Genomic DNA, 17,292 nt, shown 5'->3' on the forward strand with positions numbered 1-17,292 from the left:
GAAGTTCTCGTACTGAAAAGGCTAGAAATCGCCGTTCCTCGCGCCGATGGTCGTGCCACCACAACCGTGTGGTGCCTGCACCACATCGCGGGGTGGAACGCGGATCTCCACCCGCCGGGCGCGGATCTCCACCCCTGGGCGGTGCCGCCGGATCCGGCATCCGAGGAGCATCGAGGACATGAACCTCTCGATCGTCTCCAACGTCCTGCTGATCCTCGTCGCGGTCGGCGTGATCGCCGTCCGGCAGATGACCTGGCGTCCGGTGCTCGGCGCCCGCGACTGGAGCTTCCCCGCGGTCGCGGCGATCCTCGGCGTGGCCCTGCTGCTGCAGTCGCTGAACGGGCACGGACTCGGCGTGATCGATGTCGTCGCGTTCGTCGTCGAGATGGTGATCGCCCTCGTCGTGGGCGCCGCGATGGGCGCGATCGCGCACATCCGCCGGATCGCCCGACCAGCCGGAGCCGCCCCGGTCACGGCCGGGCTCTCGGCCAAGAGCGCGGCCGTGGCCGCCGCCGAGTTCGAGACCCGCACCTCGCCGTGGGGCCTGGCGCTGTGGGTCGTGCTGATCGGCGTGCGGGTGGGCCTGACGTTCGCGTTCGAGTCGTTCGGCAGCCACCTCGGAATCTCGGGCGGACTGATCCTGCTCGTGCTCGCCGCGAACCGCGCCGCGCGCATCCTGGTGCTGCACCACCGGGTCGAGGGACTGCGCCGCAGCACCGCGCAGGACGCATCGGCGCGCATCATGGTCTCGTGACCCGCATCAATCCGCTCACCTGGTGGAGCGCCGGCATCAATCTCGCCGGCGCTCTCGCCGTCGGCTACGGGCTGTGGCGAGCCGCCCCCCTGGTCTCTCCCTGGGTCACCGCCCTCGCTCTGATCGGACTCGCGGCCTGGGTGGTCCGCACCCTGGTCGCGGCGACGCGCGGCGGAACGGATCCGGTCCCGACGGTGGGGACGCCGGCGCCGGTCGCACAGGCGGGGGAGTCCCGTGCCTCGGTGCCGGCGTCGCTGCTCGCGATCGGACTGCTCGCCGCGATGACGATCGCGGGCAGCCTCACTGCCGTCCCGACGCGCGGGGTGGGTGTGGCGCTGCTCGTGGTCGCGGTGATGATCGTCACGAGCGACCCCGAGACGCCGCTGCCGGTCTTCGGAGGCATCGCGGTCGCGGGAGCGCTCGGGATCGCGCTGGGCGCCGTGCTCGCGCAGGCCGGTGCGACGGGGAAGGCCGGAACCGAGGTCGACGTGCTCGGATTCGCCGGGATCGTCGCCGCCCTCGTGCTGTGCGTGATCGCGGGGCTCGGACGTCGGGCGCAGCGGGTGCTCCTGGTCGAGCGGGAACGCGCGGGCGCCGAGGCGCTGCGGGCGCAGGCGACCGCCGCACGCGTGGCGCTCGCCCGCGACCTGCACGACGTGCTGGCCCACAGCCTGGGCGGACTCGTGGTCCAACTGGACGCGGCGGAGGCGCTCCTCGATGCGGGCGACGCCGGTCGCGCGGCAGAACGGGTGACGGCCGCGCGACGACTCGCCGTGGAGGGGCTGGAAGAGGCGCGTGACGCCGTGCGGGCACTGCGCGAGCCGACGGAGCAACCCGGATCCGACGCCGCGGAGCCCGTGCCGCCGATCGAACTCGAGTCCCGGATCCGCGCACTCGTCACCGGTGAGAAGAACGCCCGCCTCGACGTCGTCGGCGTGCCGCGCTCCGTGCCGGCCGCGCTCGCCGAGGCGCTGATCCGCGCGGTGCAGGAGGGGCTGAGCAACGCGCGCAAGCACGCGCCGGGTGCAGAGGTGCGCGTCGGGCTGGTCTGGCATCCTGACCGGGTGGAGTGCACGATCGACAACCCGGTCCCCGTGGCGGCCGTGCCGGATGCGTCGCTCGTCGCGACCGGCGGCGGCTACGGGCTGCGCGGGGTGCGCGAGCGCTTCGCCGCGCTCGGCGGAACCGCCCGCGCCGGCCTGGAGCCGGGCCCCTCGCACGCCCCAAGGGCCGAACAGGGCGACCGGTTCGTCCTGCGGGTGGAGGCGCCGGCATGACCACGCGGATCCGCATCGTGCTCGCCGACGACCAGGCGATCATCCGCGACGGCCTGGAGACGGTGCTGGACCTCGTCGAGGACTTCGAGGTCGTCGGCACCGCGGCCGACGGCGCGGAGGCCGTGGCGCTCATCGCCGCGACGCGTCCCGACGTCGCCCTGATGGATCTGCGGATGCCCGTGCTGGACGGCGCCGCCGCGACCCGGCAGGTCACGGCGGAGACGCCGGGCACCGCCGTGCTGGTGCTGACCACCTTCGCCGACGATGCCGACATCGTCGCCGCGCTGCGCGCCGGTGCCCGCGGCTACCTCACCAAGGACGCGGGGCGGGCCGAGCTCGCCGCCGCGATCCGCGCGGTCGCCGCGGGGCAGTCCACGTTCTCGGCGCCGGTGCGGGACGTGCTGCTGGGACGGATCGACGCTCCGGACGCCACCGCGCCGGATGCTCGCGGACCCTCCCTCGCCGGCACGGATCCGGATCCCGCCTCGGCAGCGGCGCTCACCACGCGTTTCCCTGCGCTCACGGCCCGGGAACGCGAGGTCTACGCCCTCATCCTGCAGGGCCGGTCGAACGGCGAGATCGCTCAGGCGCTCTACGTCGGGGTGGCCACGGTGAAGACGCACGTCAACGCGCTGTTCGCCAAGCTCGGCGTGCGCGATCGGGCACAGGCGATCGCGAAAGGACTGGGGCGGGGCTGAGATCGCGTGGGCGGGGGATCCCGCACATCACGATCTTCACCCGATGTCCGGGATCATCCTCAGGGATGACGTCGGCCCTGAGAAGGGCCGCTTACAATCGTGAGGAATGTCAGGGGGGCGAATGCGTCGGATCACAGGCCGTCGGATAGGGGTGCTGGTCGCCGGTGCCGTGGTGGCGGCACTCGCGTTGAGCGGATGCTCGGGCAACGCGGCAGCTCCCTCGTACTCCCCGAAGCCGCAGGTGCAGGGCGAACTGCCGTCCGAGATGCAGGACCAGATCAAAGCGGCCGTCCAGCGCGCGATGGCGGCGAGCGGATCGAGCGGCGCGATCGTCGGCGTGTGGGCGCCGTGGGGCGGAAGCTACGTCGCGGGTCTCGGCACCGTCTCGGTCGAGGACAAGACGCCGGTGAGCACCGACATGTCGTTCCGCATCGGCGACGTCACGCGGCTGATGACCTGCGACGTGCTCTACGCGCTGGCCGACCGCGACACGGTCAAGCTCGACGCGTCGATCACCGAGTACGTCTCCGGTGTCCCGGATCTGCAGGACGTCACGCTGCTGGATCTGTGCAACGGCACCGGCGGGATCGGTTCCTCCCAGGCGACGGCGATGCCGATGTGGCTGAACAACCCCGACCGGCAGTGGGATCCGAAGGAACTGGCGTCCTACGGGCTCGCACAGAACCGCACGCCCCCGCACACCGGCTACCGCGACTCCGACGCCGGCTATCTGCTGCTCGGGCAGGCGCTCGAGCGTGTCACGGGTCAGACCGCGGCACAGCTCATCCGTCAGTACGTGACCGCCCCGCTCGGGCTGGGCTCCACGTCGTTGCCCGGTCCCCAGGCCGCCGCGCCCACCCCGTCGCCTGCGCTGAAGGGCTCTTACCTGGCTCAGGTCGACGGCGCCTATCAGTGCGCGAAGCCCACGGACATCACCGTGAGCTCGTCGAGCAACGGCTACACCGACTCGGGAGTGGTCTCCACGATCACCGACCTCGGGCGGTACATGCAGGCCGAGGCCGAGCAGGCGCTGCGCCTGAAGAAGACCCCGAAGCGCTTCGGCACGCCGCTGCGCATCGCGGACGATGCTCCGACCTGGTACCAGGCCGCGGGCGGTGCGAGGCTGGTCGGGTCGATGATCGGCCAGCACGGCGGGACGCCCGGCTACCTGACGGCGGCCTATTCCGACCCCGCGACCGGCTTCACGGTCGCCGTGGTGCTGAACGATTCCACCGTCGGCGACGCGTTCGCGGGCGACCTCGCGTTCGAGCTCGCCGCGATCGCCTCCAAGGCGCCTGCGGGCAAGGGCAGGACCGCTCCGGAGTTCGCCCTGCCGTTCACCTCGGACGACTACGCTAAGGCGGTCGACGGCGCGGCCATCTGCCCGCTGCCGCAGGGCTGATGCGAGAGTCCCGCCGCGCGCGGGAATCCCGCGTCCCCGGGCCCGATCGGCTGTCGGAAGGCAGCTGACGGGTCCGTTCGACGCCTCCCGCGATTCGGCCGGCCTGAAGGCCGAAGCGCACGCACGACCCGAGGAGCAACCATGGCGATCGTCGACAACGGCATCTATGTGGACGGCGTCCGCACCGACACCCCGCACACGCTGGACGAGACGTTCGAGCTCATGCACGCCCGCGAAGGCATGGGCTGGATCGGCCTGTATCGCCCCAGCGAGGAGGAGGTGCGTCAGGTCGCCGCGGAGTTCGGGTTGCATGAGCTGGCCGTGGAGGATGCGCTGACCGGACATCAGCGCTCCAAGCTCGAGCGCTACGGCGAAACCCTGTTCATCGTGCTCCGCCCTGCCCGCTATCTGGACGTCGCGGAGGAGGTCGAGTTCGGCGAGCTGCACGTGTTCGTGGGGCCCAACTTCGTGGTCACCATCCGGCACGCCGAGACGCCCAGCCTGAGCCGGGTGCGCGGGCGCATGGAGCACGATCCCGAGCTGCTCGCCCGCGGCCCCGAGGCCGTGCTCTACGCGATCCTCGACGAACTGGTCGATGAGTACACCCCGGTGCTGAACGGCCTGGAGAACGACATCGACGAGATCGAGGCGCAGTTGTTCCTCGAGGAGTCCGATGTCACCCAGCGCATCTACGAGCTGTCGAGCGAGGTGATCGACTTCCAGAAGGCCACGCAGCCGCTGCAGCCGATGCTCGAGAACCTGCTGCGCGGATCCGCGAAGTACGCAGTCGATCTGGAGCTGCAGCGCTACCTGCGCGACGTGCTCGACCACATCCTGACCCTGTCGGAGCGGGTCTCGACCTTCCGGGCGAACCTCGACAACGCGCTGACCGTGGAGGCGACGATCGTGGCCCGGCGTCAGAACGAGGAGATGCGCCGGATGACCGAGGAGAGCATCCGGCAGGGCGAGGAGGTCAAGAAGATCTCCAGCTGGGCCGCCATCTTCTTCGCGCCGACCATCGTGGCGGGCATCTACGGCATGAACTTCCACGTGATCCCTGAGCTGGCCTGGCCGTTCGGTTACCCGATGGCGATCGGCCTGATGGTCGGCGGCGCCTTCGTGCTGTACCTGGTGTTCAAGAAGCGCGGCTGGCTGTAACAGGATCCGCCCCCCTCGGGGTCGTTGAGCGAGGACGCCGCAGGGAGGGTGCCCGTCAGGATCCGGTCAGCGCGATCACGGCGAGGGCGGTGGCGGTGACCAGGATCCACAGGATGGCGCCGAGCAGGAGCGGCCGCCAGCCGGCTCTGCGCAGCGCTGCGACGTCGGTGGACAGCCCGATACCGGCCATCGCGGTGGCGATGAGGAACCCGCTCGCCTGCACCATCGCCTCGCGGGGACCTGCGGGGATCACCCCGAGGGATCCGATCACCGCGACGACCAGGAATCCGATGAGGAACCACGGCACCAGCCCGACCACGCCGCGCACCGTCATCCGGCGCCCCTCGACGGCCCGGCGCGACTCGATCACGGAGAGCCCGATCGAGATCGGGATGATCAACAGGGTGCGCACGAGCTTCACCACGACGGCGTAGCCGAGCGCGGCCGCGCCGAAGACGCTCGCCGCGGCGACCACGGAGCTGGTGTCGTTCACGGCGGTGCCGGCGAGCAGTCCGAAGGTGTGCGGATCCATGCCCAGGGCGTGGCCGAGCAGGGGGAACAGCACCACGGCGAGGATGTTGAAGACGAAGATCGTCGACACCGCGTATGACACCTCCGCGCTGAGCGCGCCGATCACCGGGGACACGGCGGCGATCGCGGAAGCCCCGCAGATCCCCGTGCCGACGCCGATCAGCGTCCGCAGCCGCTGCGGCACCCGCAGCGCCCGCCCGATGATCCAGGTGCCCAGCAGGCACACGGTGAGCGTGGACAGCATGACCGGCAGCGACTCCGCGCCCACGCGCAGGATCGCGTCGAGCGACAGCTGCGCGCCCAGCAGCACCACTGCCAGCTGCAGCAGGAACCGGCCCGAATACTCCACGCCGGGCTGGAACCGCGCGCCGGGTCGGCGGATCACGGCGACGACCACGCCGATCACGATCGCGGGCAGGGCCGATCCGAGCACGGGGACCGCCGTGCCGATCAGGTTCGCGGCGACGGCGATCGGCACGGTGAGCGCCAGGCCCGGCAGCACGTCCACCCCGCGTGCGACGAGGCGGGAGGGGAACGTGCGGGCAGGGCGGAACATCATGGATCCAGGCTCGTCCGCCGGCGTCCTCCGCGGTATCCGGCGGTGTTCGATAGGGGTACAGTCGTGGACTGTGGCAAGCACGGTGACAGACGGAACGATGCCCGACCTCGGATCGCTCGAACTGCTGGTCGCCGTCGTGCGCACCGGCTCGATCTCCGGCGCGGCACGAGAGACCGGCGTGACCCAGCAGTCGGCATCGGCGCGACTGCGCGCGGTGGAGCGCCAGCTCGGACTGTCGCTGTTCCAGCGCTCCCCATCGGGCACCCGGCCCACGCTCGAGGGCGAGGTCGTCGCGTCCTGGGCGGACGACGTGCTGGCGGCGGTCGGACGGTTCCGCACCGCGACGCGCACCCTGCGCGGCGAGAGCAGCGCGCGGCTCACCGTCGCGGCGAGCCAGACCGTGTCGGCCAGGCTGCTGCCGCTGTGGCTCGTCGCACTCCGCCGGCGCCAGGTCGAGATCGGGCGCACGCCGACCGCCGTGCAGCTGCTCTCGGGCAATAGCACGGACGCCGCTGCACTGGTGCGGGACGGGCATGCGGATCTCGCGTTCATCGAATCGACCGAGGTGCCGGTCGACCTCGGCGCGACCATGGTGGACCAGGACGAGCTCGTGCTGGTCGTGGCGCCTGAGCACCCCTGGAACGGTCGCGGCCCCGTCGAGTTCGACACGGTGGCCGACGAGCCGCTCGTGGCCCGCGAGCAGGGCAGCGGCACCCGGCGCGCCTGGGAGGACGAGGTGCGCCGCCGGCTCGGCAGAGACGCCGCGGAGCCGGCGGTGGTGCTGCCGACCTCGGCGGCGGTGCGGTCCGCCGTCGCCGGCGGACTGGGCGCCGCCGTGATGTCCCGCCGCGAAGCCGCCGACGACATCCGGCTGGGGCGGCTGCGGGCGGTGCGCACCGCCGGGGAACCGGTCATCCGCCCGATCACGGCGCTCTGGCGCGGAGGAGCGCGCGACCTCTCCCCAGCCGGCCGCGAGCTGATCGAGGTGGCCGTGGCGACGGCGCGGGAACGGGTGCGCCCGGGCCGCGGTACTCTCTGATCGTCTTCAAGGAAGGATCCGGATGCCCCCGCTCGTGCTCTTCGGCCTCGCCGCCGTGCTGCTGTGGTCGCTGGTGTCGCATCGCTTCGAGCGGTGGGGCGTGGCGGGCCCCGCGATGCTGCTCGTGCTGGGCGCCGCGACCACCGTGTGGGACCTGCCGACCTACGCGGCGGCGCTCGACGCGCCGCTGACCGAGAAGATCGTCGAGGTCATCCTGTCGATCCTGCTCTTCGCCGACGCGACCGAGGTGCGCGGCGGCATCTTCGGCGGAGAGGGCAAGGTCACGGCTCGGCTCGTGCTGATCGCGCTGCCGCTGTCGCTGATCCTCACCGCCATCGCCGGAGCCTTCCTCCTCCCGGAGGCACTCGTGGCGGCCGTGGTCATCGCCTGCGTGATCATGCCGACCGATTTCGCACCGGCGACGCGACTGCTGCGCACCAGGCTCCTGCCGGAGCGGATGCGCGCGATCCTGAACGTGGAGAGCGGCTACAACGACGGGCTGGTGTCGCCGATCTTCGGCATGGCGCTGCCGATCGCCGTCGTCCTCGCCCCGCTGGTGGAGAAGATGATCGCGACCGGATCCGACACGGTCACCATGGACGACAAGGAGCTCGGCCACAGCGGTGAGAAGTTCGTGGAGGCCTTCGTCAACGCGGTTCCCGCGACGGTCTCGGCCATCCTCATCGGCGTCGTGCTGGGCGGCGTCATCGGACTGGCGCTGCGGGCCGCCCGCGACCGGGGCATCGCGAACGAGGGCGGTGCGCGCTACGCGATGCTGCTGCTGCCGCTCATCGCCTACGGCATCGCGACGATCCCGGCGATCGAGGCGAACGGCTTCGTGGCTGCCTTCGTGGCGGGGCTCATCTACCGCGTCACCCGCACACGAGGCATGCAGGAGCGCGTGATCCCGCACGCCGAACTGCTGCTGGTCGAGGAAGTGGGCACTCTCACGGCGAACTTCGTCTGGTTCATGCTGGGCGGCGCCGCACTCGTCGCCTTCACGTCGTCGTTCGACTGGCGTGTCCTGGTGCTCGCACTGCTCGCGCTCACCCTGCTGCGGCTCGGTCCGGTGTACCTGTCGCTCATGGGCAGTTCCGTCAGCCGCGGCGATCGCGTGCGGATCGGTCTGCTCGGTCCGCGAGGCACCGCGACCATCGTGTTCGGCCTGCTCGCCTACAACGCCTTCGAGACGGACAGCGTCGAGAGCAATGCCGTGCTGCTGGTCATGGTCGTCACCGTCGTCGGCAGCATCCTGCTGCACGGCGTTGCGGCGCCGTTCGCGCTGCGGGCGCTGGAGAAGCGGAGCGTGGCCCAGGGCTGAGCGGAGCCCGACCCGCCCTCGCGCGCAGCCGCGCTCAGGGCGCGGACAGGCCCAGGTGCTTGTACAGCAGGTCCATCGCGAACGGGATGCCGCCGTTGAGGGCGTCGGCGACGTGCCCGGCGCCGGGCACTTCGTGGAACGTCGTGGCGAACCCCGCATCCTCGGCCAGTTTCGCGTTGCGCTGGGTGCCGGGAATGTAACCGGGGTCGTTCCCCCCGACCGTGAAGACCGCGAGGCGGCCGGTGAAGGCGCCGGGGTGTGCGGCGATGCCCGCGGCGGCCTTGTTCGCGTCGAACGCGGCGGTGTCGCCGTCGAACATGGTCTTGATGGCTTCATCGCGCCATTCCACGCCGGGGTACTCGTCGGGAGAGATCGCGACGATGTTGCCCCAGATGTCAGGGTGATGCGTGGCCCAGGTGAATGCGCATGCGCCGCCGTTCGAGTAGCCCATGATCGTCCAGGTCTTGTGGTCCAGGTCGATGTTCAGGTTCTTCGCGGCGTAGGCGGGGATGTCGGTGTTGAAGTAGGTCGAGACCCCGCCGTACTTCTTCGAGTCGATGCAGATGGGATCCTGGTTCTCGTTTCCGAGCTGATCGGCGACGATCACGATGGGTGCGAGGCCGTTGTTCTTCGCCGCGAGGGCGTCGAGCGCAGACGCGATGAACGAGGGTTCGGGGCTTCCCGGGTAGCCCATCATCATCACGACCAGCGGCAGTCGCGGCGGGTTCTTGACCTGAGCGGCGGGCGGGAGGTACACCGACGCGTTGCGTGGTGCGAAGCCTGCGGTGGACGGGATCGCCTTGTCTCCGGCGAGCTGGCCGACGGTGCCGTGCGCCGGCATGTCAGCCGGGGGCTTCCAGGTCTTGTACAGGGGCCCGCTGCTGGTCTCGGTGGGGCCGGGGGTGGGCAGGGTATGGATGTCGTCCTGAGCCGACACCCCGAGCATCGACCCGACGGTCGTGTTGATGCCGAACGCGGCGTTGACGCCGAGCGCGGTGGAGAGCAGGGAGAGGATGACCGCGAGGACCGCGACGATCTTCCGCCAGACTCCGCGCTCCCACAACGAGACGATGCCGAACAGGATCGCCGCGAATCCGCCGGGCACCCAGAACCAGCACGCGTACGGGAGAGCGGGCCCGAACAGGTGCGTGATGTTCGCGAACGCCACGAGCCCGACGCCCAGCGCGACCCCGACGGCGACGGCGATCACGATCCGCCACAGCCACGCCGGTGTCGGGCGCCGGATCAGCAGCACGACGATGGCGACGAGAGTCAGCGCCCAGACCGTGAGCGGGAGCGGACCGTCGATGACGTTCAGCCGGAGGAACCAGGTCATCAGAGCTCCTGACGTCGGGGCAGGGTGTCCGGATCCGCGACCGATGACACCGACGGATCGGGGTGCTCGGTCGTCGCGGGCCGATCACCACCGGGACGGATGGCTCCGCCGGAGATCATGCTGGCGACCGTGACGATCAGGAACAGCTGGCCGGTGATGGCCTCGGCGATCGCGACGCTCTCGAGGACGGGGCCGACGGGGACCACGTTCCCGTATCCCACGGTGGTCAGGGTGGTGAAGGAGAAGAACAGCTGCCCGCGGAAGGAGTCGCCGTGGGGTCCGTCGAGGACAGCGGCCGGTGAGAGCTGGGCGGCCAGGTTGTAGACGAAGGTGAAGAGCATCCCCACGAGGACGTAGGCCGAGACGGCGGCGATCAGGTTCTGCACGCCGGGGCGCCTCAGGCGCATGCGGTGAGCGATGATCGCGGAGGCGGCGAGCACGCAGGCGAACGCCGAAGCGATCGCCAGCACGAGGTCGACCACGCGCCCTCGCGTTCCGGCGATCTCGACGGCGACGACGGCGAGGACGGCCACGGCGAGAAGGACCCAGCTCGCGCGCTGCAGGCCATGCTCCGCATCTGCGACCCAGAGCACCACGACGAGCGTCGCGAGCTGCGCGAGGAAGGCGATGGCGCTGGGGTCCGCCCCCTCCTGTGCGGCGCAGAGCACGTAGGAGAGGGCGATCAGGGCGAGGACCAGCCAGTATCCGGCGCGCCGAAGAGCCGTCGTCAAGCGCTTCATTGCACGGACGCCTCCCTCTGGGTGCGCAGGCTCTCGCGCTTCGCCTTGCGGGAGGAGGCGATCAGGTTCAGTGCTTCCACGAGGATCGCGAAGGCCATCGGCGCGTAGATCAGGGCCTTGTCGATGTGCGCTCCGAACCCTTCGGCGATGAGGAAGACGCCGATGAGCAGGAGGAACGACAGGGCGAGCATCTTCACCGTGGGGTGCCGGTTGACGAACGCGAACACGAAGCGCGACGCGAACAGCATGACCACGAACGAGAGCACGACCACCGTGACGATGACGATGACGTTCTCGGTCATGCCGACCGCGGTGATGACCGAGTCGAGGGAGAACACGATGTCGAGCGCGAGGATCTGCACGAGGACGGAGCGGAACGTGATCCGCTTCATCGACACGTCGTGCTCCTCGTCGGCTCCCTCGAGCTTGTGGTGGATCTCAGTGACGGCCTTGTAGACGAGGAAGAGCCCGCCGGCGATCAGGATGAAGTCCTTCACGGAGAACCCGATCCCGAACAGCACGACGATGTCTTCCTTCAGCGTGATGATCCATCCCGCGAAGAACACCAGCACGACCCGGATCACCATCGCCAGGGTGAGGCCGAGACTGCGCGCCCTCGCCTGCTGCTCCTGGGGGAGCTTGGACGCCAGGATCGAGATGAAGATCACGTTGTCGACGCCGAGCACGACCTCCAGGATGAAGAGCGAGACGAAGACCGCGAGGAGGTCAGGGGTCACCGCAAGAGAGAGGTCCACCCGCTCATCGTAGGGGCCGAGTCGCGCGAGGCCCCGGAGGTCACCGGACCGGAGGTCAGCCGCGCGTGTAGATCCCGCGCACGAGAGGCGACGGATCCGCGTCCGCCGGCACCGCCGTGTCCAGCTCGAGCATCAGCCGGTCGCCGTCCGCACGCAACCGGGTCACGGTGCGGCCGCGGTCGGAGCGCCGGTCGAGCACCAGGACATCGTCCTCCCAGACCGCGGTGCCCGGTGTCGCCGGAGTAAAGCCGTACGTGTCGAACCACCAGAACCCCGCGCCGGCGACCACGGCGTGAGCGACGAGGGGTGCGCTGTCGGCTCCGTCGCGCGACTCCACGTAGTCCAGGAGGATCCCGTCGGGACCGGGTTCGACGCTCAGCGCACCGCGGGCCGATCCCGCTTCCGTCCACGCCGTGGGGAAGAGCTCCTCCGTCCCCGTCCAGTCGCCGAGCAGTGCCTTCAGCCGAGGATCCGGTGCCATGACCTCGAGCCTACGCGCGGAGTGCCGGGCGTTGTCGGACTGTAAAGATCCGCGATTCTTTGCGCGTAAGATCGCGAAAAGCCGAGGGATCCCCGCCGTCCGGCTCAGTACTCTGAGCAGGTTGTCCGGGCGAGGTCGCCTGGAGCCCCGTCATGGCCGACGGGCACAGAGGAGGTAGCTATGGCAGTCATCGGCATCGTGCGCGAGCCTGCGGGCGAGGCGCGCGTGGCCGCGACCCCGGCGACGGTCGCACAGCTTCGGAAGCTCGGTCACGAGGTGGTCGTGGAGCACGGAGCGGGATCCGCCGCGTCGTACCCCGACGAGGCCTACGCGGCCGCGGAGGCGACGCTGGTCGATCGCGAACAGGCGTGGGGGAGCGAGATCGTGCTGGCGATCACGCCGCCGGATCCGGAGCGGATCGCGCTGCTCTCCGACGGGGCGACGTTCATCGCGCTGCTCTCGCCGGCGCTGCGTCCCGACCTCGTGGAGTCCCTCGCGCAGCGCGGGATCACCGCGCTCGCGCTCGACGCGGTGCCGCGCATCTCGCGGGCCCAGTCGATGGACGTGCTGAGCTCGATGGCGAACATCGCCGGCTACCGTGCCGTGGTGGAGGCCGCGCACGAGTTCGGCCGGTTCTTCACCGGCCAGGTGACCGCCGCGGGCAAGGTGCCGCCGGCCAAGGTCCTCGTGGCAGGCGCGGGCGTCGCCGGCCTCGCGGCGATCGGCGCCGCATCCAGTCTGGGCGCCATCGTGCGCGCCACGGATCCGCGCCCCGAGGTGGCCGATCAGGTGACCTCGATCGGCGGCGAGTATCTGCCGGTCGACGTCGCGGTCGAGAAGTCCTCCGACGGCTACGCGAAGGCCACGAGCGAGGCGTACGACCGCCGCGCCGCCGAGATCTACACCGAGCAGGCCGCCGACGTCGACATCATCATCACGACGGCGCTCATCCCGGGGAGGGCCGCCCCGCGCCTCATCACGGCGTCGGACGTCGCCGCGATGAAGCCCGGCAGCGTCATCGTCGACATGGCGGCGGGACAGGGCGGGAACGTCGAGGGATCCGTCGCGGGCGAGCGCATCGTCACCGAGAACGGCGTGATCATCCTCGGTTACACCGACCTCGCCTCGCGGCTGGCCGCCCAGGCCTCGCAGCTGTACGGCACGAACGTGGCGAACCTCGTCGCCCTGCTCACCCCGGGCAAGGACGGAGTGCTAACGATCGACTTCGACGACGTCGTGCAGCGCTCGGTCACGGTGGTGCGCGACGGTGCCGTCACCTGGCCGCCCCCGCCCGTGCAGGTCGCCGCCGCCCCGGCCAAGGCTGTCGCGGAGCCCGTCGAGATCCCCGCCAAGAAGGGCATGTCGGCCGGCCGCAAGGCGCTGCTCATCGTGCTCGGCATCGCGGCGCTGTTCGCGGTGAACGCGTTCGCCCCGGCGCCGCTGCCGCAGCACTTCACGGTGCTGACGCTCTCGGTGGTGATCGGCTTCTACGTGATCGGAAAGGTGCACCACGCGCTGCACACGCCCCTCATGTCGGTGACCAACGCCATCTCGGGCGTCATCGTGGTCGGCGCGATGCTGCAGATCACGGATCCGAACCCCGTCGTCCAGGTCATCGCCGCGATCGCGGTGCTGCTCGCATCCATCAACATCTTCGGAGGGTTCGCGGTCACCCGCCGCATGCTCGCCATGTTCACGAAGGGCGGCCAGAAGTGACCGTCGGGGCTCTCTCCACTGCCGCATACATCGTCGCGGCACTACTGTTCATCCTCAGCCTCGCCGGTCTCAGCAAGCACGAGACCGCGCGCTCCGGCGTGATCTTCGGCGTCTCCGGCATGGCCATCGCGCTCGTCGCGACCGTGTCGCTCACGGTCGCGCACGCCTGGTCCGGCGGCGCCGTGATCGGGCTGGTCCTCCTGCTCATCGCCGTGCTCGTAGGGGCCGGAATCGGTCTGTGGCGCGCGAAGGTCGTCGAGATGACGGGCATGCCGGAGCTCATCGCGCTGCTGCACAGCTTCGTCGGCCTCGCCGCGGTGCTGGTCGGCTGGAACGGCCACCTCGCGCACACGGAGATCGCACCGTCCCTCGTCGGCATCCACAACGCCGAGGTCTTCATCGGCATCTTCATCGGAGGCGTGACCTTCACCGGATCCATCGTCGCCTACCTCAAGCTGTCGGCGCGGATCTCCTCCAAGCCGCTCATGCTGCCCGGCAAGAACATGCTGAACGTCCTGGCGCTCGTGGCGTTCCTGGTGCTCACGGTGTGGTTCGTGATCGACCAGCAGCTCTGGCTGCTCATCGCGATCACCGTGCTGGCGTTCGCACTCGGCTGGCACCTCGTCGCCTCGATCGGTGGCGGCGACATGCCCGTCGTCGTCTCGATGCTGAACAGCTACTCCGGCTGGGCGGCGGCCGCGGCGGGCTTCCTGCTCAACAACGACCTGCTCATCGTCACCGGCGCGCTGGTCGGATCCAGCGGTGCCTACCTCTCGTACATCATGTGCAAGGCGATGAACCGCTCGTTCCTGTCCGTCATCGCCGGCGGCTTCGGGATCGTGGCCTCCGCGTCGGGCGACGAGGAGCACGGCGAGCACCGCGAGATCACCGCGGAGAGCGCGGCCGAGATGCTCACCGGCGCGAAGAGCGTCGTGATCACGCCGGGCTACGGGATGGCGGTCGCGAAGGCGCAGTATCCCGTCGCCGACCTCGTGTCCAAGCTGCGCGAGCGCGGTGTGGACGTGCGCTTCGGCATCCACCCGGTCGCGGGGCGCCTGCCCGGCCACATGAACGTGCTGCTCGCCGAGGCGAAGGTGCCGTACGACATCGTGCTGAGCATGGAGGAGATCAACGACGACCTCGCGTCGACCTCCGTGGTGCTCGTGATCGGCGCGAACGACACGGTCAACCCCGCGGCGGCGGAGGATCCGGGCAGCCCGATCGCCGGGATGCCGGTGCTGCGGGTGTGGGAGGCCGAGAACGTGATCGTGTTCAAGCGCTCGATGGCCGCCGGCTACGCGGGCGTGCAGAACCCGCTGTTCTTCCGGGAGAATGCGCAGATGCTTTTCGGCGATGCCAAGCAGCGCGTGGAGGACATCATCGCGGCGCTGTGATCGGCTCCGCCGAGCGCACCGAGGGCCGGTCTCCTGCACGGAGGCCGGCCCTCGGCATGAGGCGGGCGGGCCGGCGTTCCTGAGCGCGTCCGCGTCGTCGCGGGGCCCATTCCTGGGAGAACCCGATGGATCCGGTGAACGGATCGGGAATGATGCCCGCGACCCCTGTCGTCGGCGGTCGTGCAGGCCTACCGTCGGTGCGGGACCCGATGCCGGGAGCGCCTGGCGTCCTCACGGCACCGAGGCCCCCTCCTCTCACGAAAGGTCCCTCGATGTCCCGTTCCCGACTCGGCACGGCCGGGGCGCTCGGCGCCCTCGTCCTGGTGGCCGCGGCCGGCGGTGCTGCCGGCGCGCTGCCGGCCGCCGCTGCTCCGCGCCCCGCTGCCGCCACGTCCACCCCGATCCAGCACGTCGTCGTGATCTTCGGCGAGAACGTGTCCTTCGACCACTACTTCGCGACCTACCCGAACGCGGCGAACGTCGCGGGCGAGACCGTCCAGGGCACCGGCGCGGCGGCGTCCGCGTTCACCGCCGCGAAGGACACCCCGACCGACATCGCCACGCTCGCGAACGCAGGCCTGCTCGCGCCGAACAACCCCAACTCGGTGCAGCCGAAGCGGCTCACGCCGGGTCAGGCGGTCACGTGCGACCAGGATCACGAATACCTCGCGGAGCAGAAGGCGTACAACGGCGGCGCCATGGACCGCTTCGTCGAGAACACCAGCACCGATACGTGCGGCAACCCCGGCGACCCCCGGTACGCGACCCCGGGCATGACGATGGACTACTACGACGGCAACACCGTCACCGGGCTGTGGAACTACGCCCAGCACTACGCGCTCAGCGACAACAGCTTCTCCGACACCTTCGGCCCGTCCAGCCCCGGTGCGCTCAACCTCGTCTCGGGCCAGACCCACGGGGTCATCAGCGTCGACCCGTTCACAGGTGCGCAGACCGCCACGCCCGACCCGTACACGGTGAAGAGCCCGGACGCGCAGGGCGTCGGCACCATGACGGAGGATCCGGATCCGGCGTTCGACGACTGCTCCGACGGCAGCCATGCGAAGAGCTACGCGCTCGCCGCGATGCAGGGCCGCAACATCGGAGACCTGCTCAACGAGAAGAACGTGTCGTGGGGCTGGTTCCAGGGCGGATTCACGCCGCAGGGCACCAAGACCATCAAGGGCGTGGACTACGCGCAGTGCACGACGACGCACACGAACATCGCCGGCGTCTCGTCGACCGACTACAACCCGCACCACGAGCCGTTCCAGTACTTCGCCTCGACGGCCAACCCGCACCACCTCGCGCCGGCCTCCGACGCTGAGATCGGGCACGCCGGCCAGGCCAACCACCAGTACGACATCACCGCCTTCAACCGGGTGGTCGACACCGACAACATGCCGGCGGTCTCGTACCTGAAGGCGCCGAACTATCAGGACGGGCACGCCTCCTACTCGGATCCGATCGACGAGCAGGCGTTCGTCGTGAACGAGATCAACGCGATCCAGAAGTCGAAGAACTGGGGATCCACGGCCATCGTGCTTGCCTACGACGATTCCGACGGCTGGTACGACCATGTCGCGGCGACGGTGACCAACGCGTCGAACGACTCGCAGAACGATGCGGCCTGGTGCCTGAACGCGGCGGCCTCCGGTACGCCGATCCTCGGCGGCTACGCCGACCGCTGCGGGCCCGGGCCCCGTCAGCCGCTGCTGGTGGTGTCGCCGTTCGCGAAGAAGGACTTCGTCGACCACACCGCCACGCAGCAGTCGTCCATCTCGCGGTTCATCGAGGACAACTGGGGCCTCGGCCGGCTCGGTGGCGGTTCGGTGGACGCGGTCGCGGGATCGCTCGACGCGATGTTCGACTTCTCCCACCCGCGCAAGGACGCGAACCTGACGCTGGATCCGGCGACAGGCACGATCGCGCAGCCGGCGTACTGCGACGGCAACAACGGCAAGCACCTCGGGCAGGGCGGCGGCTGCAGCTGACGTCCCACCGGCACGCCGCGCGGGCCGGACTCCTCCGGAGCCGGTCCGCGCACGGACACGACGGCCCGGGCGCTCCGAGTGAGCGGCCGGGCCGTCGCCGTCGTCACCGATATCCCGGTTCGGCGACTCGCGGCGTG

The 17,292-nt window shown here is 70.2% G+C and carries 15 protein-coding genes; 10 read left to right on the top strand and 5 right to left on the bottom strand.

The window, feature by feature from the left end; translation table 11 throughout:
* Nucleotides 1-178: 178 nt before the first annotated feature.
* From LXM50_RS09205 to LXM50_RS09225, 5 genes are all read left to right on the top strand, one after another.
* On the top strand, nt 179-754 hold the full coding sequence (locus LXM50_RS09205; RefSeq protein WP_233311015.1) for a hypothetical protein: 576 nt from the start codon (nt 179-181) through the stop codon (nt 752-754).
* Nucleotides 751-2,031 (top strand): histidine kinase, encoded by a 1,281-nt coding sequence (locus LXM50_RS09210; RefSeq protein ID WP_233311016.1) that lies wholly within the window; start codon nt 751-753, stop codon nt 2,029-2,031. The genes LXM50_RS09205 and LXM50_RS09210 overlap by 4 nt, the downstream gene beginning before the upstream one ends.
* On the top strand, nt 2,028-2,729 hold the full coding sequence (locus LXM50_RS09215; protein ID WP_233311017.1) for a response regulator transcription factor: 702 nt from the start codon (nt 2,028-2,030) through the stop codon (nt 2,727-2,729). The genes LXM50_RS09210 and LXM50_RS09215 overlap by 4 nt, the downstream gene beginning before the upstream one ends.
* A 151-nt stretch (nt 2,730-2,880) precedes the next feature.
* Nucleotides 2,881-4,131 (top strand): serine hydrolase, encoded by a 1,251-nt coding sequence (locus LXM50_RS09220; protein WP_233311018.1) that lies wholly within the window; start codon nt 2,881-2,883, stop codon nt 4,129-4,131.
* A gap of 141 nt (nt 4,132-4,272) precedes the next feature.
* Entirely contained in the window at nt 4,273-5,289 is a 1,017-nt protein-coding gene (locus LXM50_RS09225; protein ID WP_233311019.1) for a magnesium and cobalt transport protein CorA, read from the top strand.
* Nucleotides 5,290-5,344: 55 nt separating this feature from the next.
* Here LXM50_RS09225 and LXM50_RS09230 read toward each other — a convergent pair whose 3' ends face one another.
* Entirely contained in the window at nt 5,345-6,379 is a 1,035-nt protein-coding gene (locus LXM50_RS09230) for a YeiH family protein (RefSeq protein WP_233311020.1), read from the bottom strand.
* Nucleotides 6,380-6,476: 97 nt separating this feature from the next.
* On the opposite strand from LXM50_RS09230, the gene LXM50_RS09235 reads away from it, so the two are divergent.
* Together LXM50_RS09235 and LXM50_RS09240 are read left to right on the top strand one after the other, a co-directional pair.
* Nucleotides 6,477-7,418, top strand: a complete 942-nt coding sequence (locus LXM50_RS09235; RefSeq protein ID WP_233311021.1) for a LysR family transcriptional regulator — start codon at nt 6,477-6,479, stop codon at nt 7,416-7,418.
* Nucleotides 7,419-7,440: 22 nt separating this feature from the next.
* A complete protein-coding gene (locus LXM50_RS09240; RefSeq protein ID WP_233311022.1) occupies nt 7,441-8,739 on the top strand; it encodes a cation:proton antiporter in 1,299 nt (432 codons plus the stop codon).
* Nucleotides 8,740-8,773: 34 nt separating this feature from the next.
* On the opposite strand, the gene LXM50_RS09245 is transcribed toward LXM50_RS09240, so the two are convergent.
* Genes LXM50_RS09245 through LXM50_RS09260 form a run of 4 tightly spaced genes read right to left on the bottom strand, consistent with a single transcriptional unit; the run spans nt 8,774 to nt 12,051 of the window.
* Entirely contained in the window at nt 8,774-10,075 is a 1,302-nt protein-coding gene (locus LXM50_RS09245; protein WP_233311023.1) for an esterase family protein, read from the bottom strand.
* Complete coding sequence (locus LXM50_RS09250) at nt 10,075-10,815, bottom strand: potassium channel family protein (protein WP_233311024.1); 741 nt, start codon at nt 10,813-10,815, stop codon at nt 10,075-10,077. The genes LXM50_RS09245 and LXM50_RS09250 overlap by 1 nt, the downstream gene beginning before the upstream one ends.
* Complete coding sequence (locus LXM50_RS09255) at nt 10,812-11,570, bottom strand: TerC family protein (protein WP_233311025.1); 759 nt, start codon at nt 11,568-11,570, stop codon at nt 10,812-10,814. Before LXM50_RS09255 ends, LXM50_RS09250 begins: the two co-directional genes overlap by 4 nt.
* Nucleotides 11,571-11,625: 55 nt before the next feature.
* Nucleotides 11,626-12,051: a hypothetical protein gene (locus LXM50_RS09260; RefSeq protein WP_233311026.1), complete on the bottom strand. Its 426-nt coding sequence runs from the start codon at nt 12,049-12,051 to the stop codon at nt 11,626-11,628.
* A gap of 180 nt (nt 12,052-12,231) precedes the next feature.
* Between LXM50_RS09260 and LXM50_RS09265 the strand changes: the two genes are divergently transcribed.
* From LXM50_RS09265 to LXM50_RS09275, 3 genes are all read left to right on the top strand, one after another.
* Nucleotides 12,232-13,767: a Re/Si-specific NAD(P)(+) transhydrogenase subunit alpha gene (locus tag LXM50_RS09265; protein WP_233311027.1), complete on the top strand. Its 1,536-nt coding sequence runs from the start codon at nt 12,232-12,234 to the stop codon at nt 13,765-13,767.
* Complete coding sequence (gene pntB, locus LXM50_RS09270; protein WP_233311028.1) at nt 13,764-15,161, top strand: Re/Si-specific NAD(P)(+) transhydrogenase subunit beta; 1,398 nt, start codon at nt 13,764-13,766, stop codon at nt 15,159-15,161. Before LXM50_RS09265 ends, pntB begins: the two co-directional genes overlap by 4 nt.
* A gap of 272 nt (nt 15,162-15,433) precedes the next feature.
* Entirely contained in the window at nt 15,434-17,155 is a 1,722-nt protein-coding gene (locus LXM50_RS09275) for a phospholipase C (protein WP_233311029.1), read from the top strand.
* The last annotated feature ends 137 nt before the right edge of the window (nt 17,156-17,292 follow it).

The sequence above is a fragment of the Microbacterium sp. Au-Mic1 genome (assembly GCF_021341785.1).
Lineage (GTDB): Bacteria > Actinomycetota > Actinomycetes > Actinomycetales > Microbacteriaceae > Microbacterium.

Coding starts and splice junctions, on each gene's coding strand:
- LXM50_RS09205 (WP_233311015.1), top strand. CDS start 179: ATGAACCTCTCGATCGTCTCCAACGTCCTGCTGATCCTCGTCGCGGTC.
- LXM50_RS09215 (WP_233311017.1), top strand. CDS start 2,028: ATGACCACGCGGATCCGCATCGTGCTCGCCGACGACCAGGCGATCATC.
- LXM50_RS09225 (WP_233311019.1), top strand. CDS start 4,273: ATGGCGATCGTCGACAACGGCATCTATGTGGACGGCGTCCGCACCGAC.
- LXM50_RS09230 (WP_233311020.1), bottom strand. CDS start 6,379: ATGATGTTCCGCCCTGCCCGCACGTTCCCCTCCCGCCTCGTCGCACGC.
- LXM50_RS09235 (WP_233311021.1), top strand. CDS start 6,477: ATGCCCGACCTCGGATCGCTCGAACTGCTGGTCGCCGTCGTGCGCACC.
- LXM50_RS09240 (WP_233311022.1), top strand. CDS start 7,441: ATGCCCCCGCTCGTGCTCTTCGGCCTCGCCGCCGTGCTGCTGTGGTCG.
- LXM50_RS09245 (WP_233311023.1), bottom strand. CDS start 10,075: ATGACCTGGTTCCTCCGGCTGAACGTCATCGACGGTCCGCTCCCGCTC.
- LXM50_RS09250 (WP_233311024.1), bottom strand. CDS start 10,815: ATGAAGCGCTTGACGACGGCTCTTCGGCGCGCCGGATACTGGCTGGTC.
- LXM50_RS09260 (WP_233311026.1), bottom strand. CDS start 12,051: ATGGCACCGGATCCTCGGCTGAAGGCACTGCTCGGCGACTGGACGGGG.
- LXM50_RS09265 (WP_233311027.1), top strand. CDS start 12,232: ATGGCAGTCATCGGCATCGTGCGCGAGCCTGCGGGCGAGGCGCGCGTG.
- LXM50_RS09275 (WP_233311029.1), top strand. CDS start 15,434: ATGTCCCGTTCCCGACTCGGCACGGCCGGGGCGCTCGGCGCCCTCGTC.